General features: G+C 60.9%; 18 protein-coding genes and 2 pseudogenes. 6 read left to right on the top strand and 14 right to left on the bottom strand.

Going from position 1 to position 21,798, the window contains the following annotated elements; translation table 11 throughout:
- Nucleotides 1-79 precede the first annotated feature (79 nt).
- From ACEN9F_RS22650 to ACEN9F_RS22630, 5 genes and pseudogenes are all read right to left on the bottom strand, one after another.
- Nucleotides 80-412 (bottom strand): hypothetical protein, encoded by a 333-nt coding sequence (locus ACEN9F_RS22650; protein ID WP_413423561.1) that lies wholly within the window; start codon nt 410-412, stop codon nt 80-82.
- Between the two features lie 150 nt (nt 413-562).
- A pseudogene (locus ACEN9F_RS22645) lies at nt 563-889 on the bottom strand (helix-turn-helix domain-containing protein); the annotation flags it as partial.
- A 65-nt stretch (nt 890-954) separates the two neighbouring features.
- Nucleotides 955-2,418, bottom strand: a complete 1,464-nt coding sequence (locus ACEN9F_RS22640; RefSeq protein ID WP_413423559.1) for a hypothetical protein — start codon at nt 2,416-2,418, stop codon at nt 955-957.
- 29 nt (nt 2,419-2,447) lie between these two features.
- On the bottom strand, nt 2,448-3,113 hold the full coding sequence (locus ACEN9F_RS22635) for a hypothetical protein (protein ID WP_413423557.1): 666 nt from the start codon (nt 3,111-3,113) through the stop codon (nt 2,448-2,450).
- 16 nt (nt 3,114-3,129) lie between these two features.
- On the bottom strand, nt 3,130-3,801 hold the full coding sequence (locus ACEN9F_RS22630) for a hypothetical protein (RefSeq protein ID WP_413423555.1): 672 nt from the start codon (nt 3,799-3,801) through the stop codon (nt 3,130-3,132).
- Between the two features lie 106 nt (nt 3,802-3,907).
- On the opposite strand from ACEN9F_RS22630, the pseudogene ACEN9F_RS22625 reads away from it, so the two are divergent.
- Nucleotides 3,908-4,042 (top strand): annotated as a pseudogene (locus ACEN9F_RS22625) (helix-turn-helix domain-containing protein); the annotation flags it as partial.
- 33 nt (nt 4,043-4,075) lie between these two features.
- On the opposite strand, the gene ACEN9F_RS22620 reads toward ACEN9F_RS22625, so the two are convergent.
- Complete coding sequence (locus ACEN9F_RS22620) at nt 4,076-6,019, bottom strand: hypothetical protein (RefSeq protein WP_413423553.1); 1,944 nt, start codon at nt 6,017-6,019, stop codon at nt 4,076-4,078.
- A gap of 93 nt (nt 6,020-6,112) precedes the next feature.
- Complete coding sequence (locus ACEN9F_RS22615; RefSeq protein WP_413423551.1) at nt 6,113-6,814, bottom strand: DNA-binding protein; 702 nt, start codon at nt 6,812-6,814, stop codon at nt 6,113-6,115.
- 419 nt (nt 6,815-7,233) lie between these two features.
- Here ACEN9F_RS22615 and rnk point away from each other — a divergent pair, with 419 nt between their 5' ends.
- Both rnk and ACEN9F_RS22605 read left to right on the top strand, forming a co-directional pair.
- Nucleotides 7,234-7,638: a nucleoside diphosphate kinase regulator gene (gene rnk / locus ACEN9F_RS22610; RefSeq protein ID WP_413423549.1), complete on the top strand. Its 405-nt coding sequence runs from the start codon at nt 7,234-7,236 to the stop codon at nt 7,636-7,638.
- Nucleotides 7,639-7,687: 49 nt separating this feature from the next.
- Nucleotides 7,688-8,002, top strand: a complete 315-nt coding sequence (locus ACEN9F_RS22605) for a hypothetical protein (protein ID WP_413423547.1) — start codon at nt 7,688-7,690, stop codon at nt 8,000-8,002.
- Nucleotides 8,003-8,015: 13 nt separating this feature from the next.
- Here ACEN9F_RS22605 and ACEN9F_RS22600 read toward each other — a convergent pair whose 3' ends face one another.
- The 4 genes from ACEN9F_RS22600 to ACEN9F_RS22585 all read right to left on the bottom strand — a co-directional run bounded on the left by ACEN9F_RS22600 (nt 8,016) and on the right by ACEN9F_RS22585 (nt 16,006).
- Nucleotides 8,016-9,662 carry a DUF5597 domain-containing protein gene (locus ACEN9F_RS22600; RefSeq protein WP_413423545.1) on the bottom strand — a complete coding sequence of 549 codons (1,647 nt, stop codon included), beginning with the start codon at nt 9,660-9,662 and terminating at the stop codon, nt 8,016-8,018.
- 77 nt (nt 9,663-9,739) lie between these two features.
- The gene (locus ACEN9F_RS22595; RefSeq protein ID WP_413423543.1) at nt 9,740-12,814 is read right to left on the bottom strand and encodes a TonB-dependent receptor; all 3,075 of its coding nucleotides are present in this window, start codon (nt 12,812-12,814) and stop codon (nt 9,740-9,742) included.
- 282 nt (nt 12,815-13,096) lie between these two features.
- Entirely contained in the window at nt 13,097-14,638 is a 1,542-nt protein-coding gene (locus ACEN9F_RS22590) for a S10 family peptidase (RefSeq protein ID WP_413423541.1), read from the bottom strand.
- A gap of 72 nt (nt 14,639-14,710) precedes the next feature.
- Nucleotides 14,711-16,006, bottom strand: a complete 1,296-nt coding sequence (locus ACEN9F_RS22585) for a BNR repeat-containing protein (protein ID WP_413423539.1) — start codon at nt 16,004-16,006, stop codon at nt 14,711-14,713.
- Nucleotides 16,007-16,165: 159 nt separating this feature from the next.
- Here ACEN9F_RS22585 and ACEN9F_RS22580 point away from each other — a divergent pair, with 159 nt between their 5' ends.
- Nucleotides 16,166-16,624 (top strand): hypothetical protein, encoded by a 459-nt coding sequence (locus tag ACEN9F_RS22580; RefSeq protein WP_413423537.1) that lies wholly within the window; start codon nt 16,166-16,168, stop codon nt 16,622-16,624.
- A gap of 12 nt (nt 16,625-16,636) precedes the next feature.
- On the opposite strand, the gene ACEN9F_RS22575 is transcribed toward ACEN9F_RS22580, so the two are convergent.
- The 3 genes from ACEN9F_RS22575 to ACEN9F_RS22565 are packed head-to-tail and all read right to left on the bottom strand — an operon-like array spanning nt 16,637 to nt 19,847.
- A complete protein-coding gene (locus ACEN9F_RS22575; RefSeq protein WP_413423535.1) occupies nt 16,637-17,860 on the bottom strand; it encodes an ABC transporter permease in 1,224 nt (407 codons plus the stop codon).
- 5 nt (nt 17,861-17,865) lie between these two features.
- Nucleotides 17,866-18,621 carry an ABC transporter ATP-binding protein gene (locus ACEN9F_RS22570; RefSeq protein WP_413423533.1) on the bottom strand — a complete coding sequence of 252 codons (756 nt, stop codon included), beginning with the start codon at nt 18,619-18,621 and terminating at the stop codon, nt 17,866-17,868.
- The gene (locus ACEN9F_RS22565; RefSeq protein ID WP_413423531.1) at nt 18,618-19,847 is read right to left on the bottom strand and encodes an efflux RND transporter periplasmic adaptor subunit; all 1,230 of its coding nucleotides are present in this window, start codon (nt 19,845-19,847) and stop codon (nt 18,618-18,620) included. The genes ACEN9F_RS22570 and ACEN9F_RS22565 overlap by 4 nt, the downstream gene beginning before the upstream one ends.
- Before the next feature lie 246 nt (nt 19,848-20,093).
- On the opposite strand from ACEN9F_RS22565, the gene ACEN9F_RS22560 reads away from it, so the two are divergent.
- Complete coding sequence (locus ACEN9F_RS22560; RefSeq protein ID WP_413423529.1) at nt 20,094-20,792, top strand: dienelactone hydrolase family protein; 699 nt, start codon at nt 20,094-20,096, stop codon at nt 20,790-20,792.
- A 23-nt stretch (nt 20,793-20,815) separates the two neighbouring features.
- Nucleotides 20,816-21,775, top strand: a complete 960-nt coding sequence (locus tag ACEN9F_RS22555) for an alpha/beta fold hydrolase (protein ID WP_413423527.1) — start codon at nt 20,816-20,818, stop codon at nt 21,773-21,775.
- Nucleotides 21,776-21,798 lie beyond the last annotated feature (23 nt).

The following is a 21,798-nucleotide window of genomic DNA, read 5'->3' as shown; positions in this document are numbered from 1 at the left end:
ACAGGTCGAATTGTGCTCTTCACGTGGGTCAGATTCAGTTGCAAATTACTGGGGAAAGTGGGTCAATTTTCGGTGCAAATCAACACTTCAATGAAAATAATGTTTTTAATGAACCAATATTTTCAGCATGCGCGGGCAACAAAACAGTAAACTGGCGCTCCATTGTTCCCTTATCGTCAAATCGTTTGTCTGAATGTATTTCACTTGCAAGAACTGGCAAATCGGATGGTAACGATAAAGTTCGATTCGAATGTTTAGATTCAGAAGAGAGCATGTCTTTTTCTACCGCTAAAAAGGTAGACGCCAGTTTCGTCTTCGACAGCAACAATCCCTTATCAAATCCTCCTCGAGCCTTATATTTTTTTAGCCTTATAGCTTCAACGTCACCTTGGGTGATGTTTAAGCGCGCCATGATTGCAGTCTGTTAAATTGCGCTGAACATTGACCCGGAATTTGCATTGAATTCCGACCCGTCCTTTTTAATGAAATTACTCTGATCTGAGTCTGGACCTCCTTCCTCTGTTCGTTTGCTCGATGAATTGACCCACTCAGTTTGACCCGCCTTCCACTGCCTGGCAAACGCTGCCACGCGATCGTAGGATCCTTCATATCCCAGCTCCTTCAGGTCCGCGTGGATCTGTTTCAAACTACGGCGCTGCTTACGCGGCTTGCCCGTCTCGGCCTTGAGCCATCCTGATAACTGCACGGAATATTTATCCAGCCCGCTCGCTATACGGCGTTCCGCATAGCTAGGCTCGGTGGTCTCCGAACGCAAGTAGCGCCGGACGGTGTTACGTGAGATGCCCAGCCTTCTGGCAATCTCCCGTAGGGGAATCTGGTCACGAATGTGCCAGCGTCGAATTATGCCTAGTAACGCCACGTTGATCACTCCGTTCTCCTGCCGATGAGACAGGTCGAATTGTGCTCTTCACGTGGGTCAGATTCAGTTGCAAATTACTGGGGAAAGTGGGTCAATTTTCGGTGCAAATCAACAGCTAGATGAACAATCCAAGCCCCATTAATGTCTGGTGCGATAAATCGGCTTTTAAAACGAGTGCGTTCTCGAACACGTAAGCCAGAAGGACGATCAGCATCGGCTTTAATATGGGCATCTCGGGTATCGACATCAAACACGTCATGTGCATACCAGTAGAGCCCTTCAGGAATTCCCCACAAAGACTCAATACGAACGCGCCTTTCGGCGGGGTGCGCTTGACACCATGCTGACGCTACAGCCGGTATAAAATGATGTGCAATTAAACAAAGATTACAGTCTTGCAGCTTACCAGTAGCAATAGCTGTACGAAACCTTCCTAGCAACCATTCCTGAGCCGCCTCGGGAGAACGAAGCTCGTCGCTCCTCGGAAGCATATGGCTCTTTCCGTTCGGGATGGTTCCACCATCGGTGCGAATAACAAGGGGGCGTGAGGTCAGCGCTACCAAATCCTGAATCAAATCGTCGCTGCAAACCCCAGTTTCAAGTATTTTTTTTACTTCGTCGTCATTATCAAGTATATAAAAATTAGGCATTTTATAGCCAGTGCCTTGATACAAATTTGCGTTACCAAGTTTTTTATATTTTTCAAACTCTTCGGCCCCTGCTATGCGAAAAACTCGTAACTTGGCAGGGTGAAATTTCCCGCCAGGAATCTTCACTAAAGACTCAGGCGAGACTCCGGCAATCGTTATATCCGATGGATCGGCCTGAACAATATACACAACGCTACCATCCCAGACCCATTCAAAATGGACCCGGATTTGGCGTTGATAGGCCCACCTTGCCACGTCCTCTAATCGGTTAATATAGTTTGCTCGGTATTGGCAGGAAAGAACGGCAGGCTCGGGCGGTTGAGCGTCGCGCCAAGGACGAATAGCTATACGATGTGATTCAGCTGGGCTGTTTGCCGACAGCTCGACTTCGGCCATCCAGTCTCTTAGCGCCTTGTTTAGCCGTCGTTCGTTTGAAAGATGGCCCTTCGCTTCCGTATGTACCAGCTCCTGAACTAGCCAATGAACCGTCCCGTCACGGTAGACATCATTAGAGGCAGCCAACTGCTTAATCTTTGCAGCAATCTCGTGGGGCGCACAGGGAACAGAGGTTAAAGAACCGCGATCCTCTATAGATTCGTTAACTCCGCTTGAGCGGACAAGCACCCGAGCGTTAAACGATATTTTTGCGAGAGTTAATGCTTCATCTATGGCGTCCTGAGCTGCAGGCATTGAAGCGGATATCACGAAATATGGCTTAGTCCATTCAATAGGAATGCTAACCAATCCAAATGCTTTTAACCCGACATTTTTTTCTGTAACCTGTTCAGGAGGGAAAATTGATACATCGTTCCCAGATACAAGTATTATAGAATTCGCTGGTTTTAATGGCTGCTTAGTTCGCAGCGATGGTTTAGCTCGCGGTATCACCTAAGAGAATTCCTGAGGATATCAGAGCGTTACTTTTCGGATGACGGCTCTGATGAAGAACGTCGACCTGATCCAAAAATAGTATCCGCCACATCTTGCATTTTAGCCAGCGCACCATCGGCGAAATAGCCAGTGATGAACCCCATTGAAAAATAAGAAGAAGCCGAATGAGCATTCGTCGTTAGGCCCACGATACCAGAATCAATCATCGCGCCAACTGCCAAGGCAAGACCACCAGACACGAAGGGAGAAAATATCCTCCAAAGACGCCGATCCATATTCCAAATACCCCGAGCGACAGCTTTGTAGAGGTATTTAATGCCAAATAATATTCCGCCTAATAATCCGCCTAAAAAGAAGAGCGCATACTTATCAAAACTACTCGCCGTACATTTATGGCTGCAAATCAAAGTGGCAAGAGAATGCATTGTCCCATTCCAAACCAAAACTAACGACACAAGCGTTACGAATAGAACCGCACCAACAAACCAGGCGTCAATACGTATTTCAGCGATTGCCTCTTTAGGGTATCGGCTTTCCCAACCACCAATGAGCCGCCCATCCATGTTAAGTCCTGCGACTTCAGCACTAGACGAATGAGGAGTCTCGGGTTCTTTTTCAACCAAATTCAACGCTTCTTGGGATGTCGATGAATCGTTGGCGTCGCCGCCACTGTTCTCTGTTGGAGTTGACATGGCCTGGGGCGCAACGCTAGGCTATGTTAACCATATGAGCAGCTACATCTGCGGCGAGCTGTTGGCTGGAGGTCTCAACAATATCCAACATTGGATATTTCCGATAATCTGAAAACTCAAGCATACCAAGTTGCCGAGCAATAACTTTTCGGAAAAATTGCGATGTAGGCTCTTTCAAAATACACAGGAGCCCCTTCGTCTGAGCGCCGTCAAATTTGTCAGACACGAACAAATATTCGTGCCCAGCAGCGTATTTAGAAACATCTAAGGCCGAACACTCAATCCAAGATTTTACTTCATCAAATTCAATCGCCTTTGCAGCCAAAGAAAATGTAAGTGGAACCAGATGCATGTGAGCATGACCCGTGCCGCAGCCCGTTAACGATTCCGATGCGATAGGGCCATGCTCAAACACAGCTACTTGGCCATATCTTGCACTAAGGTAGGCTTCCGCTTGGGCGGCAAAGTCCCAAAAATTCGCATCCGCATAGGAGCTCTGCATATTGGCGGCATGACTCAGCGGACTCAACAATGTCCACCCCGGCACTATTGCGCCGAACGAAATGAGCGCAGCATACTTGCTGTCTTTCAGCCAAGGGGAGTCAATACCTGGGGGCGCGTCTATCTGACGCCCAAACACAGCGCAAAGACGGCAGTTGTCGGTGGAGATTTCTACTTGGGAAGTCATTCTAGTACCTATTGAGTTGGGCCGAGAGCAATATAGAATCAATTGTACGTGAATTCAGTCTCTCGGCAAGCATTCAGATTGTATCATTTTTGAGCAAATCAAGTCCATTTCCGTGTATGAATTGGCAATTAACTGGCACCTTCGTGACCAGATCCCCCTCCGGGAGATCGCCAGACGACTGGGCATCTCCAGAAACACCGTCAGACGTTATCTCCGCTCGGAGACGGTGGAACCTGTATACCCTGAATTCGGGTGGCGTTTTTGTTTTCGGGGCTCAGTTGAACATGCTGAAAAAGCCGCCGAACATGCCGGACTGCGTCCCGCCGTTGCGGCTGGAGGCCACCTCCACCAATACGCGGTTGAAGGCGCGCTTCATGCCGTCGCCCAAATCCGCCCCCTTCTGGATGAACGCGGTCGGTTCGCCATACAATAACAGGTCGTTAAAACGGCGCCGGTCACGTATGAAGTCGGAATCGAGTTCCAGCTTGCGGCGGGTGGCCGGATCGGCATTCGCCAAAAGAAGCTCAGGGGCGGTGCCGCTGCGATGGATCAGATGCAGCACGCGCAAATAAGATTCCAGCAGCTTCAGCTTGTTGTCCATCGCAACTTCCGTCTGCTTAAGGCGCCAGTCTATCCGTGGATTGGTTTCCGCATCCCACAGTGTCAGGTAAAAACCCGAACGCTTGAGGGCGCTGAAAGTCCATCCGCCTATGCCGCTCGCCCGCTTGACGGTATCGAGCAGACGCGTATTAAAGGCCTTGGCTGGCGAGTCTTCGGTCAACTTCTCCGTCGCGGTATCACGCAGGAGTTTCTGTCTATCCCGCTCCACGCCATACGATGCATCCGCATCGTCCACTCCCACGACGTGCGTCTTCATTGCTTTCATATCCAGATATGCCGGATTGAAGACATCCTTGTCGATATAGGCATATTCCGTCGTTATCTTGCCTGCCGACTCCAAGGTCCGGATATCCTCCACGTGCAAATTCCCGACCTTCCAGGCAATCTCTTCTCCTTTGCGGGCAGTGGCAGCCTGGTGCATCGCCTTGCTCCGCGCCAGGCACACATCCGTGACGCTCCTGGCTTGTTGACCAGCAAGCATGCCATCGTCGAGGACTTTGATGAGGGCGGATAAGGTGCGATGGGAGGCGGCGGTTGCCGCGGCCAGGGACTCGTAGCGCTTTTTCTCAATCACCATTTTTAACAAACCATCCAGCTCCTCAAGTTTGTCCCACGCCGCGATGGCAGGCTGTATGGCGCCAGGGAAAAATTTGAAATGCTCTTTGCCGGCATACAGGTCCTGGCTTTTGAAATGATAGTAAAGCTTCAGGTTTGGCGGCAATCGCCCCTTGTACTTGGCATAAACGTCTCGCACTCCGTAGGCGAGCGCCTCCCCCTGAATCAGGGGCGCCAATACATCGGGTTCAACATCGTCCTCGTCAACCGATTCGGCATCTTCCCGGCTATAACGTTCGTCAGCGATCAAGCCGAGCAAATTAAAGAATACATCCGTATATTGGCCGTCAACATCAAAGTCCCTGGCAAAGTTCCAGGGGCCTGATTCCGACAATTTTTTCAAAATTGGAAGGGGGTAGTTTTGGCTTTTGATGAACTCAATGATCTGCTCATTATCCTCATCGTGCGTAATCATCGGGGCGATTCTTTCGACGATGGTCCCCAACTCAACGTCAAGTTTTGTGTTGCTTTCCAGCGCCTCCGCCAGGGACACGCTCCCGAAGCGCTCCAGGCCGGGCAGGAGTTTGTCGCAGTCCGTCTTGACAAAGGCGATAGCCTGCTCAAGACGCAGGTGGACCGGATCGGAATAATCAGTTGCTTCGGGAGTGGTCTTCAACATGCCTTCCGTGAAATACTTCGCTCCCGCAAGTTCCTCCCTGATTTTCATCGACTCATACATCCGCTCTTTCTCGCCGGGGTAGTCGGTGTGGCTTTCACCGATCATGTTCAGCTTACCCGGCTGCAATTCACTTTCTTCCCTGCGCTGGATTACCGGGGATGTAGCCGATGGCCGGCTCATCATGCCTTGCATTGCCCTGAGCTGCATCGCGCGCGGACTGTTACGCATCGTGTCGCTAACCGCGCTGAGCTGCATGGCCTGGCGATTGCTGCTCTTGATTTCTTGCTGCTGTCGTTGCGCGACGGCCTGTTGCCGGATGGCGCCGCCGGCTCGATTGCCGGGCTGATGAATATGCGTGGACATGGCATCCCCATTCCAAGTTGGAAATAATAATTTCGTAACTATTTTATCCCATCTGGAGCCGGTTCAACCGTGGCGTTTTGCTTCCCGGGCAGCTCAGGCGCCGGAATGCCGGGCTTCCAGCCTGGCCCGCAGCTGCTTGATCTCCGCCGCGAAGTTGTCGCGCGCCGTGACGGCCCCGACCAGTTCCATCTCAGCGGCCAGGCGCGCATCCGACAAGGTCGCAGATGCCGCCACATTGCGTTCGATCTGCGCGCGCAGGTCGGCCAGCTGGCTGTCCTTGCCTTCGATCGCCAGCTGGTCCTTGGCCTTGCCGACCAGCGCATCGGTGGCGATATGGCGCGCGTTGCGCAGCTCGGCCGACAGCTGCTCGATATCTTCGGCGCGCTCGGCGGCCAGCGCCAGCGCCTGGTCGCGGGCGGCGGTGACCGCGGCCAGTTGCGCCTGCAGTTCCTCCCGCTCGGCTTCGAACTGCTCGCCCGATTTGAGCAGCGTTTCCAAATCATCCTCGGACTGCGCCAGCGCCTCGCGCGGCCCGGCGCCGGCCTCCTCCGCCAGTTGCTTTACCCAGTCGCCCAGCGCGGCGACGATCGTCTCCGGGATCGCCATCTTGGGCATGTCGGCCGAGGCCGGCTTGGCGCGGCTGACGCGCCAGGCCGTCAAATGCTTGTGAACGGCGGCGAGCGAAGCACCGTCCAGGAGCCCGGATACGGCGTCGAGGGTCACCGGCTTACCATCACTCTGCAAACTCTCGGCCACCGTGGCGACCTGGTCGGATGTGACTTCTTGACGCGTCATTGCTAGCTCCAGTAGGGATTGATCAGTTGGGACTCACAAGATACAGGATATTATTGCCCGCCAGCAAGGGCATCTCAGGCAATGTGCACACTATTCCTGCGCCCCATGCACAGGACGGTCACAATATTGACGCAGGCATTTGCGGCCCCGGCCGCCGCCGACGGTATATACTCGGCTATTCCAAGCACCATCGACCGACACCGGCCATCAACATGCACTGCTACCTCGCACATCGCATCCGGGATCTCGCCTGCCTCTCCCAGGCTCGGTGAGCGCCGCGACAGGACCATCCGGTCTTTTCCGCCCTCCCGAGCCTCCTCCACGCTGAAACATTCCGTGCATGCCCGCGCGGCCATCCTGGTCCGCGCGCCATGTCACGCCCATGCCCAGGCCGATGGCCGCAGAACAGGAAGAAAACCATGAAACCTCAGATTATCGTGTCATCGCTGGATGCCGACCGGCTCGAAGCATTGCTGGACACCTCGGCGATCAACGCCGCCGCCAAAGTGGCGCTGCTGGAAGAACTCTGCCGCGCGCAAATGGTGGAGCCGCAAGACATGCCACCCGCTGTCGTGACGATGAATTCGCAAGTGCGCTTCACCATTTCACCTCCCGGCGAAGAATTTTGCCTGACGCTGAGCTACCCGAAGGACATGCAAAACGTGACGGATGGGATTTCCATCCTGACACCGATCGGCACCGCGCTGCTGGGGTTGGCTGTCGGCGACGCCATCGCGTGGCCGCGTCCGGATGGACAACTGCTGAACGTGCGCGTACTGGAGGTGCTCTACCAGCCCGAGCAGGCCGGCGAGTACTTCCGCTAAAGCGCGCTTTTATTGAAGATTTCTTCAGGAAGGCGAGCTATAGTGCCGCATGCGCTCACAATCCCCTAAATTCCCCGGCCCCCTGACCGCGCGCGGCGCGGTGCTGGCGGTGCTGCTTTCCGACCAGGACCAGACCGGCGCCCCGCCCCTGCAGGGCCGGACTTCGCTGGCGGCGATCATCAAGACCTTGAAACGCAAGTATCACTGGCCGGTGGAGTCCGACAGCTTTCCGTCCAACGCCGCCGATGGCCGGGCCACCTGGGCCACCGTGTACAGCCTGCCGCCGGCGGTGATCGCCAAGGCCATGGGCAACGGCGGCGCGGAATGGCTGGAACGGCGCGCCGCCGCCAAGACCGCGCCGTAGCGCGCCCGCGCGGTCAGCGATAGCGGTACAGCTTGACCCGCTGTATCGTGAACGCCTCGCCGCGCAAGCCGATGTGGCGGCCCTGGTGGGTTTCATCGCCGTTCATCCAGCGTCCCTCCCGCCAGCGGCCGTTCTGATACGTACCCTCGACGGCCTGCTCGATGCCGACCATGCGGCCATCCCCCTGCGCGTTGCCGAACACCACGGTCAACCCTTTGCCGGCGACCAGGAACTCGTCCTCGCCGGTCTGGATCACCAGGCCGCCGCGGTTCTGCACCTCGGACGGTTCCAGCTTTTCCCACGGCGCGTTGTAGCTCACCTCCAGCGTATAAGCGCCCATGGTCACCGTCCGCGGCGCGGTGTCGACCACGCCGTCGAACGACATCGGCGCCTTGAAGCCACGCACCTTGCCGCTGCCCTGGTACTGGTTGATGACGGGGCTCAGCTGCTTCAGCACGCGGTAAGCCTGCGGCAGCGACGACTTGCCGTCCTTGATGTCGTCGATGGCGAACGGCGAGAAACCGAAGGCGTCGTGCTCGCCGATCGCGTAAAACGCATCGGCGCCGGCGTCGGGCCGCTCCGCCTGGTTGCCCTCAGGGACGAACAGCGGATTGTCGGCGCGCTTGAACTGCTTCGCCCAGTGGATGAAATTCGGGAAATAGGTATCGATGGCCAGCACGTCGATCGACGGCGCGCCCGGCTTCCAGATATCGAACAAATGCGGCAGCGGCCCCGCGCTCGGGTATTCGCCTGGCCGCTTGCCCGGCCGGTTCAGCGCCACGTTGACATACATCGGCAGCGGGTACACCGCCTTGCCGGCGGCCGCCAGCGCTTCGACGAAGGTGGCGTAATGCCAGGCCTGGAACAGCTCTTCCGCCGCCACCGTGTCGCCGAACACCTCGGCCCAGCTGCCGGCGGCGCGGCTGCCGCGCGCTTCCCACTGCGCCTTGACGCCAGGCTGCAGCGTGTCCTTGTGCGCGGCCAGGTAGGCGGTCAGCGCGGCCGGCACCGGCCCGCGCCAGGCGGCATTGGCGGCCGCGCTATAGTCGCGCACTTCGGGCAGCATGCCGATCTCGTTTTCCACCTGGATCATCAGCACGGTGTGCTGGCTGTCGACCTGCTTCAGGTGCGCCAGCATGGCGCGCATGGCTGCCGTGTCGGCCGCCAGCGTGGCGGCGCCAAATGGCGTCAGGATATCCTGCGGCACGCCGGCGCGGGTGCGGGCGCGCGGAAAGCGTTCGCTGTCGCGCTTGACCCAGGCCGGCACATAGGTCGACATCGAATTCTTCCAGGCGCCAAACCACAGCAGCACCAGGCGCGTGTCATGCGCGCGCGCCTGCTTCAGCATGCCGTCCAGCACGCTGAAGTCGAAGCGCCCTTCGGCCGGTTCGATCTGGTCCCACTCGACCGGCGCCAGCACGGTATTCAATTCGGCCGCCTTCAGCGTCGGCCACAGCGTCTCCAGGTAGTCCAGGCTGGAGGCGGACGAATTATGCAGTTCGCCGCCCAGCAGCAGGAACGGTTGATCGTCGACGATCAATTGAGTGGCGCCGCCCTGCTTGCGCAGGTGCGGCGGCGTGGCCGCGTGCGCCGCCGTCCAGTCCAGCAGCGCGAATGCGGCGGCGCAGGCGGCCGCGCGCAGGCGTGTCGATGCATTCATAGTAATCCTGAAACTTATAAAAAAACCGCCCTCTAGGGGCGGTGTAAAAGGCCCCAGAGGGGAGACGGGCCTGACGATTAGAACTTGGCGCGCAGACCGAGCGAGTAGGTGCGGCCTGGCGAGTATTGCGACATGGTCGCGTTGCTGAACTGGAAGTAGCTGCGGCGCGAATCGTTGTTCAGGTTGACGATATCGAAGCTCAGCGTCGGCCAGCCATCCTTGTCAAACACCTGATCCAGCTCGATGCTCGACGAGAAGTCCAGCTGCTTGTAGTTGTCCGAGAACAGCGCGGCGTTGGTGATGCCGTTCTGGTTGGCGGTGGCCACCTGGCTGCCCTTGGAGAAGGTGTGCGCCAGACGCGCCATGTAGCCGTGGTTCTCGTAGTAGATCGAGAAGTTGTTGGTGCGTTTAGGCACGCCCAGCGCGATGAAGCCGCTGGCACCTTCGCCGCTGGCGTTCTGGTTGATGAAGGTGGCCGTCTCGTTGATACCGAAGCCGCGGATCGGCAGGATCTTGTCGAGCGGTTGCACCCAGCCCAGCTCCAGGCCACGGATGCGCAGTTCGCCGGCGGCGTTGCGGGCGCGGGTCAGCACCACGGTGGCCACATCCGGACCGCCGCGCGAATCAATCGCCACCTGCTGCGCAGGGATCAGCGTGTTGTAGTTGATACCGTAGGCGGCCAGCGAGCTGAATGGCGCGGTGATGTTTTCGTTGATGGTGAAGCCATCCACCTTCTTCTGGAACGCGGTCAGGCTGACATAGCCTTCGCGGCCGGTGTACCAGTCGATGCCCAGGTCGATGTTATCCGACAGGTAAGGCTTCAGCGCCGGATTGCCAACCGAGCCGACGTCCGCCGACACGCCGGAGAAATTCACGCCCGGACGCAGCGCGTTCGGATCGGCGCGCGTCAGGCTGCGCGACACTGCGGCACGGGCCACGATGTCGCTGCGCAAATTGACCGCAAGCGTGCCCGATGGCAGCGTGTTGCCGTAGGTGGTGTCCTGATACACCCACTGGTCGATGTTCGGATATTTGCTGCCGTTCAGCGGCAGCGAGGCGTTGCGCGGATCGGTGATCGAGTTCAGCGAACCCACCGACTGGCGCGTGCGGACATAACGCAGGCCGGCGTTGTAGCGCACCGGGAAGCTCGCCACGTCAGCCTTGCCGTTGGCTTCGAAATACAGGCCGGTGGTTTTCTCGCCGATGAAGCCGGAGCTGGCGCCGGTCGACGAGGCGCCGCTGGATGGCGCGCTGTTGTAGTACTGCTGGTAGTTCGAATCCTTGGCGAACTGGTCCCAGTTGAGGACCGGCTTGCCATACGGGCCATTGACGATATAGCTGGCCAGCGCATTTTGCGGAATCAGCGAGCCGCCATACGTCAGCGGCGTGGTGGCGCCGGCGGTATAGCCGGTGCCGTAGCCAGGATACAGGCTGGCGGCGCTGGCGCCCGGCGTCGAGGCGCCGTTGCAGGTCGGCGCGCCGTTCGGTCCCAGCAGGAACACGTTCGGATTGTTGCCGCACACCGCAGCCTGCCACGCCGCCGAGTTGTCGGTGGCGTTGATGCGGCGGGTGATGTCGTCATAGGCGACACCGCCCTTGATGTTGAACTTGTCGTCGCCCCAGGTCAGGTCGCCGTGGAAGCCCTTGGTCTCGGTCTTGCGGAACTCGTTCTGGACGTTGACGCGGCCGCCGCTCCATACATAGTTGGCCGGGTTGTTCAGGTCGACGCTGGAGGCGATCGACGGGATGCCGCCGTTGTTGGCGTAGGTCGTCGTGACGCCGCTGTTGGCTGCGGTGATCGGCAGCACGGTCGGCGCTTCATGGCTGAAGTTACTGCGGGTGTAGTTGACCTGCGCGTCCAGCTTCAAGCTCGGCGTGATCTTCCATTCCATGCCAGGGTTCAGGCCCAGCAGGTTGACCTGGTCGCGGCGGTAGCCATGCTCGAAGAAGAACTGGGTGTTGGCGAAGGTGCCGCCGGTCACCGTGCAGCCGTCGGCGCAATCGCTCTTGTCTACCGTCATGTTCAGCGGGATCATGCCGCCGTTACGCACCGACCAGTCGTAGTCCATGCGCGTCATCTTGTCGTCGCGCTTGCTGTACATGGTGTCGAGGTAGAAATGCAGGTTCTCGGACGGACGGTATTCGGCGCTGAAGATCGCCGAGCCCTTGTCCTTGGTGCCGAAGTAGTCCATGGTGCGGCCCAGGCGCGGCAGGATCGCATTGTCGATCTGCTGGATGGTCAGGCCCGGATTGTGCGCCAGCAGGAAAGCCTGGTCGATCACCGTGCCCGGCACCAGGCCGTTGCCGGCGCCGGCCGGCACCGTCGCTGGAATGGTCCAGTTGCCGCCGCCGGTGTTGTTGCGGCTGGCGGCGGGATTCTGCGCCGCCGACAGGTTGGCGTTGGTCCAGCCCACGGTTTCGAAACCGGTGGTGCGCACCTGCTGGCGCGACAGCGTGAAGCCGCCCAGGATACCCCAGTTGCCGAAGGTCTGGCTGGCCAGGAAGGAGCCGCGGCCGCCGGTCTTGTCGGCGATGGCGGCCTTGGTGCCGGTGACGCTGGCGACCACGTAGCGGCCTTCCTTGTCGAAGGGACGCGCGCTGCGCAGGTTGACCACGCCGGCCGCGCCGCCTTCGATCATCTCGGCGGTCGGGCTCTTGCTGACGGTCAGCTTGGTGAACAGGTCGATCGGCAGCAGGTCGAGGTCGACCTCGCGGTTGGTGTTGGCGCCGTCGATCGGGCCGGAAGAGGCCACGGCGATCGGTGCGCCGTTCAGCAGGATCTTGGTGAAGCTCGAGCCGAGGCCGCGGATCTGGATGGTGGAGCCTTCGCCGGTGATGTCGCGCGAAACGCCGACGCCGGGAATGCGGCTCAGCGATTCGGCGATGTTCTTGTCGGGGAATTTGCCGAAGTCTTCAGCATTGATCGAATCCTGGAAGCCCACGGCTTCCTTCTTGTCCTTGGCCGAGGACAGCAGGCTGTTACGGTAGCCCTTGACCTGGACCGTGACCAGCGCTGCGGCGTCGTCCTGCACGGGCGCTGCGGCCGGGACCGCTTCCTGCGCGTATGATTGCGCTATCATCGCCGCCATCGCGGTCAGGCCGAACACCATCCGACGGCGCGCGCGCCGACCATTCTGTTGATTCACCAGCATTTAAAGTCTCCTTCGGCGCAGTGCCGTGATTATTGTTTTCCATCACCAACCGGTTCGAATAAATGGTTGCGCGACCATTTCAGTGTAAAAGGGATCAAAAGTTATTGTCAACAGAATTTACAGTTAAAATGTTATACGCAATCATTTGATGTCAAAAAGAAATCATCCCACTGGGGTGTACGCCAGACAAACGGGGTTTTCGGGGAGAAATGCAGGTGTAGCGCAATTGCTACGCCCGGTGGCCGGGACGGCCGCCGGGGAGTGAAATACCAGCCGGGGTGCTTAGTACTTGGCCGGGGCGCCGGACGCCGGGGTCGCCGAGCGGATGAAGTCGCGCAGGTCGTCATTGGCGGTGGCCAGGTCCGCCGACCGCAGATACATCATGTGGCCGCTGCGATAGCCTTCAAAGCGCAGGCGGTCCTTCATCTTGCCGCTCGGGTCCAGCTGCCACATGGTGTACTTGGCGTCGAAGTAGGTGCAGGCGCCGTCGTAGTAGCCGGACTGGATCATCACCTTCAGGTAGGGATTGGCCGCCATCGCCAGGCGCAGGTTCTCGCCGGTCTTCTCGTTCTTGAAGTCCCACGGATGCACGTCGCCGAACAGGTTGTACTTGACGTCGGTCTTGTAGCCCAGGTCCTGGCGCAGGTACTGGTTGATGGCCGGCGTGAACGAGTGCAGCCACGAGGTCAGCTCGGCGTTGTAATCGACCTTGTCGCCGGACTCGGTCTTGTCGATGCCGAGATAGCGCGAGTCCAGGCGGCCGACCGTCTTGCCCTGCTTGCGCAGCAGCTCCTTCCAGAACTGCTCCGGCTGCACCGTCAGGTTATTCTGCACGATATAGGCTTCCGACAGGCCCGAGTAGCGCGCCACCCTGGCGGCGATCTGCGCCTTCTTCTGCGCATCGAGGAAGCCGCCCCTGGCCATCGCCGGCAGCAGTTCGTCGACGGTGAAGGCCTCCACTTCCGGCAGCACGTCCTTCAGATCCTTGGCCTGCAGGTCGGCCGGCAGCACCTTCTGGTACCAGGCGGTGGCCGCGTAGTACGGCAGCTTCAGGGCGTCGTCCATCACGCCGTCGCGCTTGAGACCCAGCTCGGTCGGCGACACCAGCACCACGCCGTTCAGGTACATCCACTGCGCATTTTGCAGTTCCAGCGCCAGGCCGGCCACGCGCGAGGTGCCGTAGCTTTCGCCGATCAGGTATTTCGGCGAGGTCCAGCGGCCCTCGCGCGAGACGAAGGTGCTGACCCATTCAGCCAGGTACTGGATGTCGGCGTTGACGCCGAAGAAGCGCGCGCGGTCGGCCTTGCCGTCCAATATGCGTGAAAAGCCGGTATTGACCGGATCGATATAAATAATATCGGCCACGTCCAGGATCGAGTGCGGATTATCCTTCACCCCGTATGGCTGCGTCGGATAGCCTTCCGCGTCCAGGTTCAGCACCTTGGGACCGGTGTAGGCGACGTGCATCCACACCGATGCCGAGCCGGGGCCGCCGTTAAACGACAGCACCAGCGGGCGCTTGCTCTTGTCGCTGACGTCGGTGCGCTGGTAATAGGTGTAGAACAGCGACGCCGCCACCTTGCCATCCTTGTCCCACACCGGCTGGGTGCCGGCCGTCACCTTATACGGCACGAGCTTGCCCTTGATGGTGACCTGGCCGGTCTTGCTGACTTGCGACTCGGCCTTGAGCAAGCGCTCGTGGGCTTGCAGTTCGGCGGCGCGTTCTTTGCTGAGGGCGGGAGCGGCGGACGCCTTGTCGGCGTCCTGGGCGGATGCGGCTACGCTTATGGCCAGCAGCATCAGTATGGCAAGCTTGGATTTCATGGCGACTCTCAAGATTGAAAGAGCCTATGGTAGTCCAAATAAATGCCTGAATACAATGGAATAGATGAAGACTCAGCGCTCCGGCCGCCAATCCAGCACGCGCACCGGCTGCGGCGGCACGGCGGCCTGGCCTTCGCCGTCCACCTGTTGCACGTTCTGCACAAACAGGCTGAGCGTGCCGCTGCGGCGCCACAATTCGGTATCGAAGCTGGGTTCCCAGGCGCCGACCGAGGTATCGGTCAGGTCGCCGACCGTCCACTTGCTGCCGGCGAAGTCGCTGATGTTCACCACCGACACCTTGCTGCCCCGCTCCTCGTCGCGGAACACCATCAGGCCGCCGGGCCCGGTCAGGCTGACCATGATTTGCGGACGGGCGATGGGAATCGCCTTGGTGCCCTGCCCGCTCAGCGAAAACGCGGTCTTGCGGAAATCCAGCGAACGCACCGCCCATGCGCGGCCGGTATGGAACACCACGTGATACTGCGGCACCCGGGTGCCGGCGTCGCGCCAGTAGCTGGCGATGTAGGGATGGCCGTCCTGGTCGGCCGCCATCGAGGTCTGGTTGATCAACTCGCTGTTCTGCGGGATGCGCAGCGCATACTCGGCGCTGGCGGCGCTGATCGGCAGCGCGTACGGCTTGCCGGCCGAGGTTTCCCAGCTCACGCCGCCGTCGCGCGAGCGCGCATACGCCATGTCGTGGTTGCTCGCCACGTCCGGCGATTCGCGCCACACCCACGACAGGTGCAGCGTGCCGCGATGGTCGAGGAACGCCTGCCAGTAGGCGCTGCGCCTGCCTTCTCCGGTGATCAGGTTGGTGTGCAGCCGGGTCCAGCGCTGCTGCTTGACGTCGTAGCGGTTGATGACCAGGTCGCCCCGTCCCGAGCCGCCCAGCCGGTAGAAGAACAGCAGGTTGCCGTCCGGCAGGCGATAGAACTCGGGATACGACACCGAGTCCTCGTCCGCGCCGACCATCGCCAGCTTGGGCCCCAGTTCCAGCGAACCCGGCTCGACGCCGCGCGCATAGCGCAGCGCGTTGTTGTGGTGGTCCCACGACACGTGCAGGTAGCCGGCGCCATCGACCATGATGCTGATCGCGTTGTGGGCGTCGGCGGCATTGCCCTGCCAGGCGCTGCGCCGCAGCGTCCATTCCGAGGTCCCCAGCTTGCGCTTGCCCAGCACCAGGTAGCGCTCGGCGTCGTAGTAGGCCACGTATTGCGCATCGCCGTGCGTGACCAGCGAATTCTTGCGGAACACCACCGCGTTGACGGAATTATTGGCCCAGCCGTCGCCGACGACCGAGATGGCCGGCGCGGCCGCGACATGGAACGATGCGGCAAGCAAGGCCGCCGTGAGCAGGCGTTTTATCATGCGCTCCATGCTACGCAGGCGGCCCGCGCGCAGCCAATAGTTTTTTCGCCGGCTGGCATATGCAAAAAGCATAGCGCGGATCAATACCCGCATGAGTTTCCGCATGGAAAATATGACATAATGACCGCCGTCCCACCAGCGCCCGAAACCATTGTCGCTATGACTACGCAATTCGACCACACCAACTATCTCGACCACCAGGACGACCCGCTGCACTTCTGGGAGCAGCGCATCAAGGCCAGCCGCTGGATGATCGTCAAGACCCTCATGCTGGGCGTGCTGGCGGCCGTCCTCGGCGTGCTGGGCCAGGGCTGGCTGGAGCACGCCGCGCCGCTGCTGCCGATCATCAGCCAGAACTACGGCGTGTGGCAGGCCGGCTACCTGCTGGCGCTGATCGTGATTTTCCTGCTGTGGACGGCGGCCATGCTGCAGAAAATGGGGCTGCTGCAAAACAGCAAGCAGGGCCGCGACATGCAACTGCGCATCGACGAGCAAAACGAGCGCCGCGCCGAGCGCGAGCGCGCCGCCCGCGAACGCCGCGAGCAGGAACGCCAGGAGCGCGAAACCGCGCCATCCTTCTTCAAGTCCAGCGCCAAAAGCAATAAGTTCGACTACTAAGCTGCCGCTGGCCTACTCGTAGCGCAGGCAATCGACCGGCAGCAGCTTCGAGGCCCGCCGCGCCGGGTAGAAGCCGAAGAACACGCCCACCAGGCTGGAGAAGCCGCAGGCGACGATCACCGCCTGCAGGGTGATGAAGACGTCGAACTTGCCGGTCGACGTGATCGCGGCCGCCGCCCCGGTGGCCAGCATGATGCCGAAGATGCCGCCCACCAGGCAGATCACCACCGCCTCCGTCAGGAACTGCAGCAGCACGTCGCGCGGCTTGGCGCCGATCGCCATGCGGATGCCGATCTCGCGGGTGCGCTCGGTGACCGACACCAGCATGATGTTCATGATGCCGATGCCGCCGACGATCAGCGAGATCGCGCCGATCAGTCCCAGCAGCGCGGCCAGGCCGGCGCTGATTTTCTGCGCCGTCTCGGCGAAGGACGCCAGGTTATCGATACGGAAATCGTCCGGCTGCTCGAACTTGATGTGATGGCGGTCGCGCAGCGTTTCGCTGATGTCCTGGATCGCGTCGCCCAGGTTGCCGCCGGATTTACCCTGCGCCACCACGTAATGCACATTGCCGGGGAACGGCATCCGCACCAGGTTGGCGGCGGAGGCGGTGATCGGCACCAGCACGTAGTCGGCCAGGTCGCCGCCGTCGACCTGCTTGCCCTCGCCGTACAGCACGCCCACCACCTGGAACGAGACGTTCTCGATGCGGATGTATTTCCCCAGCGGGTCGATCTTGTAAAAGAACTGGTCGGCGATCTTGCGGCCGATGACCACCATGCGCGCGACCGCACGCACGTCGGCGTCGCTGAAGGCGCTGCCCTTGTCGATCTTCCAGCCGCGGATCTTGAACATGGCCGGCGTCACGCCGTGCACCGTCTTCGACGCGTTCTCGTTGCCGACCGCGAGATTGAAACCGCCCTGCAGCACCGGCGCCGCGCCGGCCAGCGACGGCAGCGCGTTCAATGCGGCGGCGTCGTTCATGGTCAGCGCGGGCGCGGCGCCTGCGCGCAAGCGCTGCTGCTGCGCGCGGTCGCCGCCGGGCGAGACGAACAGCATGTTGGTGCCCAGCTGCTCCAGCTCCTTGGCGATGAAGCGCTTCATGCTGTCGCCCACCGCCAGCAGCAGCACCACCGAGGTGATGCCGATGATGATGCCCAGCATGGTCAGCAGCGTTCGCAGGCGGTTCGCCATCATCGAGCGAAACGCCTCCACGACGATCTGTAAAGGATTCATGTGATCTATACCGTTGTGATTTCGTGGCCCTGCCCCATCAGGCGCAGGCCTTCGGCGGCCGGGCCGTCGTACAGCACGTGGCCGTCCTTGAGCCGCATCAGGCGCTTGCTGTAGGCGGCGATGTCCGGCTCGTGCGTGACCAGCAGGATGGTGATGCCGCGCTCCTGGTTCAACTGCTGGAACGAGCGCATGATCTCCTCGCTGGTCTGCGTATCGAGGTTGCCGGTCGGCTCGTCGGCCAGGATCAGCGGCGGATCGCCGACCAGCGCGCGCGCGATCGCCACCCGCTGCTGCTGGCCGCCGGACAGCTGGCTGGGCGTGCGCTTGCCGTAGTCCTTCAGGCCGACGCGCTCCAGCTCCAGCATCGCCTTGGCATGCGCCTTCGCGCGCGACACGCCGGCATAGATCAGCGGCAGCGCCACGTTCTCCGCCACGCTCATGCGCTTGATCAGGTTAAAGCTCTGGAACACGAAGCCGATGGTGCGGTTGCGGATGGTCGCCAGCTCGGCGCGCGACAAGGTCAGCGTGTCGACGCCGTTGAGGTGGTAGCTGCCGCCGGTGGCCTGGTCCAGGCAGCCGAAGATATTCATCAGCGTCGACTTGCCGGAGCCGGACTGCCCCATCACGGCCAGGAAGTCGCCGCGCGGCACCGCCAGGTCGATGCCGAACAGCACCTGCGTTTCCACGCTGCCGGAGAAGTAGCTCTTGGTGACCTTGCGGATATCGATCAGCGGCTTGGAAGGCGAGTCCGGCGCGGTCACATGCCACCTTCTTTTTCATTGATGGCGCGGGTGATGACCTTGTCGCCCTTTTTCAGGTCGCCGCCCGTGACCTCGGTGTAGCGGAAGTTGGACAGGCCGATCCTGATGTCCATGGCCGCCGGCTGGTTCTTCGCGTCCAGCGTGTAGATCTTGAACGCGCGCGCCAGGTCGGCCTTGGTGCGGAAGGCGGCATCGTCCTCCTGCGGCGGCGCATCGTTTGCCGCGGCGACGGTGGCCGACGCGGAAGCCGATGCGCTGGCTGCGGCCTTGGCCTTCTTCTGCCGTTCGACCTCCTCGTCGCTCAGGCGGAAGCGCAGCGCGGCGGTCGGAATGCGCAGCACCTGCTGGCGATTGCCGACCAGCAGCCGCACCTGCGCCGTCATGCCCGGCTTGAGCAGCTCGTCCTTGTTGTCGACATCCAGCACCACGTTATACGTCACCACGTTCTGCACCACGTTGGCGGCCAGGCGGAACTGGCGCATGCGCGCATCGAATTCCTTGTCCGGATAGGCGTCGACCACGAAGCGCGCCGCCTGCCCTTCCTTCAGCGCGCCCACGTCCGCCTCGGAGACGCTGGTGTCGATCTGCATCTTGGTCAGGTCGCGGGCGATCTGGAACAGCGTCGGCGTGGTGAACGACGCCGCCACCGTCTGCCCCAGGTCCACGGTGCGCTTGATGATCACGCCGTCGATCGGCGAGCGGATCACGCTGTTGTTCAAGTCGGCCTGGGCGCGCGCCAGCTGCGCCTGCGCCAGCTGGATATTCGCCTGCGCCACATCGACCTCGCGCTTGGACTGGTCCAGCGCCAGCGGCGAGATGAAGCTCTGCGTCACCAGCGTCTGGTTGCGCGCGTGCGTGGCCTGCGCCAGCCGCAGCGACGCGCGCGCCGACGCCAGCTGGGCGTCGGCCTGGCGGATCTGCGCGTTGAAGATGGTCGGGTCCAGCGTCAGCAGCACCTGGCCTTTTTTCACGTGGTCGTTGAAGTCCGCCTTCAGCTCGTTGACGGTGCCCGACACCTGCGAGCCGATGTTGATCAGCGCGACCGGGTTGATGGTGCCGGTGGCCGTCACCGTCTGCGTGATATTGCCGGTGTCGGCCGCCGCGACGCGGAAACGTGGCGGCTCCACCACAGGGGTCTTGCTTTTGGAATAGTAGGCAGCGGCGGCGCCGCCGATGACCAGCAGGCCGACGGCCAGCACGATCTTCTTCTTGGTCAGAAAAGCCATCGTTCTCAGTGTGCCTCATAGGGGGATCCGGTGATATGCGGATCAGCCCGGCAAGTATTATGCAGATTTGCACTAAATGCAACTTGCAGGCCGCCTACCTCTTCCGGGGAGGAGCGGAATACCCAGGTGGCGGGATATGCAATTTTGCAAACCGACTTTGCAGGAATGGGCGTTCCCCCGGCGCGCGTTCGCACCTACTATGCATCCATCGCAAGGCCACAACGGTCCTGCCCACCGGAGCACACCATGACAGAAACCCTCACCATCCAGGTCGCCGACGGCAGCTTCAACTGCTACGTCGCGCGTCCCGCAACCGCCGCCGCCAGCGCGCCCGTGATCGTCGTGATGCAGGAGATCTTCGGCGTCAACGCCGGCATCCGCGGCATCGCCGACGACTACGCCGCCAAAGGTTATATCGCCGTCGCCCCGGACCTGTTCTGGCGCGCCGAACCCGGCCTGTCGATGTCGGAAGACCAACCGGGCGACTGGGCGCGCGGCTTCGCGCTGTACAGCGCCTATGACTTCGACGGCGGCGTCGGCGACGTCGCCGCCACCATCGCCGCCGCCCGCACCATGCCGGGCGCCTCGGGCAAGGTCGGCATCACCGGCTACTGTCTGGGCGGCCTGATGACCTTCCTGACGGCGGCCCGCGCCGACGCCGACGCCTTCGTCGCCTACTACGGCGGCAGCACGGAAAAGTACGCGGCCGAAGGCGTCAACATCCAGCGCCCGCTGCTCTACCACCTGGCGGGCGAAGACGAATACATCGGCAAGGACGCGCAAGCCGTGATCCACGCCGCGCTCAAGGACAACCGCCACGTCGAGATGCACACCTACCCGGGCTGCAACCACGCCTTCGCCCGTCCCGGCGGCAACCACTACGACGCGGCCGCCGCCACGCTGGCCAACGGCCGCACCGACGCTTTCTTTAAACAATATCTGTAACCAACCCATACCAGGAGAACCACATGACCGAGCAAATCAACCCATCCCGCCGCTCCGCCATGGTCGGCAGCGCAGTCGCCGCCGCCGCCACCGCGCTGGCCGCCGTCAGCACCGAAGCCGCAGCCGCCACCGCCGGCAAGGCGCAGAAAACCGTCAGCACCATCACCACCCGCGACGGCGTCGAGATCTACTATAAGGATTGGGGTCCGCGCAGCGGCCAGCCGGTGGTGCTGAGTCACGGCTGGCCGCTGAACGCCGACAGCTGGGAATCGGCAGCCTTCCACCTGGCGAACAACGGCTTCCGCGTCGTCACCCACGACCGTCGCGGCCACGGCCGTTCGAGCCAGCCGTGGGACGGCAACGACATGGACCACTACGCCGACGACCTGGCGCAGCTGATCGAAGCGCTGGACCTGAAGAACATCATCCTGGCCGGCTTCTCGACCGGCGGCGGCGAAGTGGCGCGCTATGTGGGCCGCCACGGCACCAAGCGCATCGCCAAGCTGGGCCTGATCTCGGCGGTGCCGCCGCTGATGCTGAAAACCGACACCAACCCGGGTGGCTTGCCGATCGCCGTATTCGACGGCATCCGCGCCGGCTCGGTCGCCAACCGCGCGCAGCTCTACCTGGACATCGCCTCCGGTCCGTTCTACGGCTACAACCGTCCGGGCGCCAAGCCGTCGCAAGGCATCATCGATGCGTGGTACGCGCAAGGCATGCAGGGCGGTCATAAAAACACTTATGACTCGATCAAGGCCTTCTCGGAAACCGACTTCCGCGACGATCTGAAAAAATTCGACAAGCCGACCCTGATCATCCACGGCGACGACGACCAGATCGTGCCGATCGATGCGGCGGGCAAGGCTTCGGCCGCCATCGTCAAGCATGCCAAGCTGATCATCTACCCGGGTGCGCCGCACGGCCTGACCGATACGCACAAGGACAAGTTCAACGCCGACTTCCTGGCATTCGCCAAGTCCTGACCAGCCGTTAATGCAAAAAAGCC

This window comes from Duganella sp. CT11-25 (genome assembly GCF_047302815.1).
Taxonomy (GTDB): domain Bacteria; phylum Pseudomonadota; class Gammaproteobacteria; order Burkholderiales; family Burkholderiaceae_D; genus Rugamonas.
This window is presented reverse-complemented; position numbering and strand designations above follow the sequence as displayed.

Coding starts and splice junctions, on each gene's coding strand:
- ACEN9F_RS22560 (WP_413423529.1), top strand. CDS start 20,094: ATGACAGAAACCCTCACCATCCAGGTCGCCGACGGCAGCTTCAACTGC.
- ACEN9F_RS22630 (WP_413423555.1), bottom strand. CDS start 3,801: ATGACTTCCCAAGTAGAAATCTCCACCGACAACTGCCGTCTTTGCGCT.
- rnk (WP_413423549.1), top strand. CDS start 7,234: ATGAAACCTCAGATTATCGTGTCATCGCTGGATGCCGACCGGCTCGAA.
- ACEN9F_RS22600 (WP_413423545.1), bottom strand. CDS start 9,662: ATGAATGCATCGACACGCCTGCGCGCGGCCGCCTGCGCCGCCGCATTC.
- ACEN9F_RS22595 (WP_413423543.1), bottom strand. CDS start 12,814: ATGCTGGTGAATCAACAGAATGGTCGGCGCGCGCGCCGTCGGATGGTG.
- ACEN9F_RS22555 (WP_413423527.1), top strand. CDS start 20,816: ATGACCGAGCAAATCAACCCATCCCGCCGCTCCGCCATGGTCGGCAGC.
- ACEN9F_RS22620 (WP_413423553.1), bottom strand. CDS start 6,019: ATGTCCACGCATATTCATCAGCCCGGCAATCGAGCCGGCGGCGCCATC.
- ACEN9F_RS22585 (WP_413423539.1), bottom strand. CDS start 16,006: ATGATAAAACGCCTGCTCACGGCGGCCTTGCTTGCCGCATCGTTCCAT.
- ACEN9F_RS22575 (WP_413423535.1), bottom strand. CDS start 17,860: ATGAATCCTTTACAGATCGTCGTGGAGGCGTTTCGCTCGATGATGGCG.
- ACEN9F_RS22635 (WP_413423557.1), bottom strand. CDS start 3,113: ATGTCAACTCCAACAGAGAACAGTGGCGGCGACGCCAACGATTCATCG.
- ACEN9F_RS22580 (WP_413423537.1), top strand. CDS start 16,166: ATGACTACGCAATTCGACCACACCAACTATCTCGACCACCAGGACGAC.
- ACEN9F_RS22605 (WP_413423547.1), top strand. CDS start 7,688: ATGCGCTCACAATCCCCTAAATTCCCCGGCCCCCTGACCGCGCGCGGC.
- ACEN9F_RS22650 (WP_413423561.1), bottom strand. CDS start 412: ATGGCGCGCTTAAACATCACCCAAGGTGACGTTGAAGCTATAAGGCTA.
- ACEN9F_RS22590 (WP_413423541.1), bottom strand. CDS start 14,638: ATGAAATCCAAGCTTGCCATACTGATGCTGCTGGCCATAAGCGTAGCC.
- ACEN9F_RS22565 (WP_413423531.1), bottom strand. CDS start 19,847: ATGGCTTTTCTGACCAAGAAGAAGATCGTGCTGGCCGTCGGCCTGCTG.
- ACEN9F_RS22615 (WP_413423551.1), bottom strand. CDS start 6,814: ATGACGCGTCAAGAAGTCACATCCGACCAGGTCGCCACGGTGGCCGAG.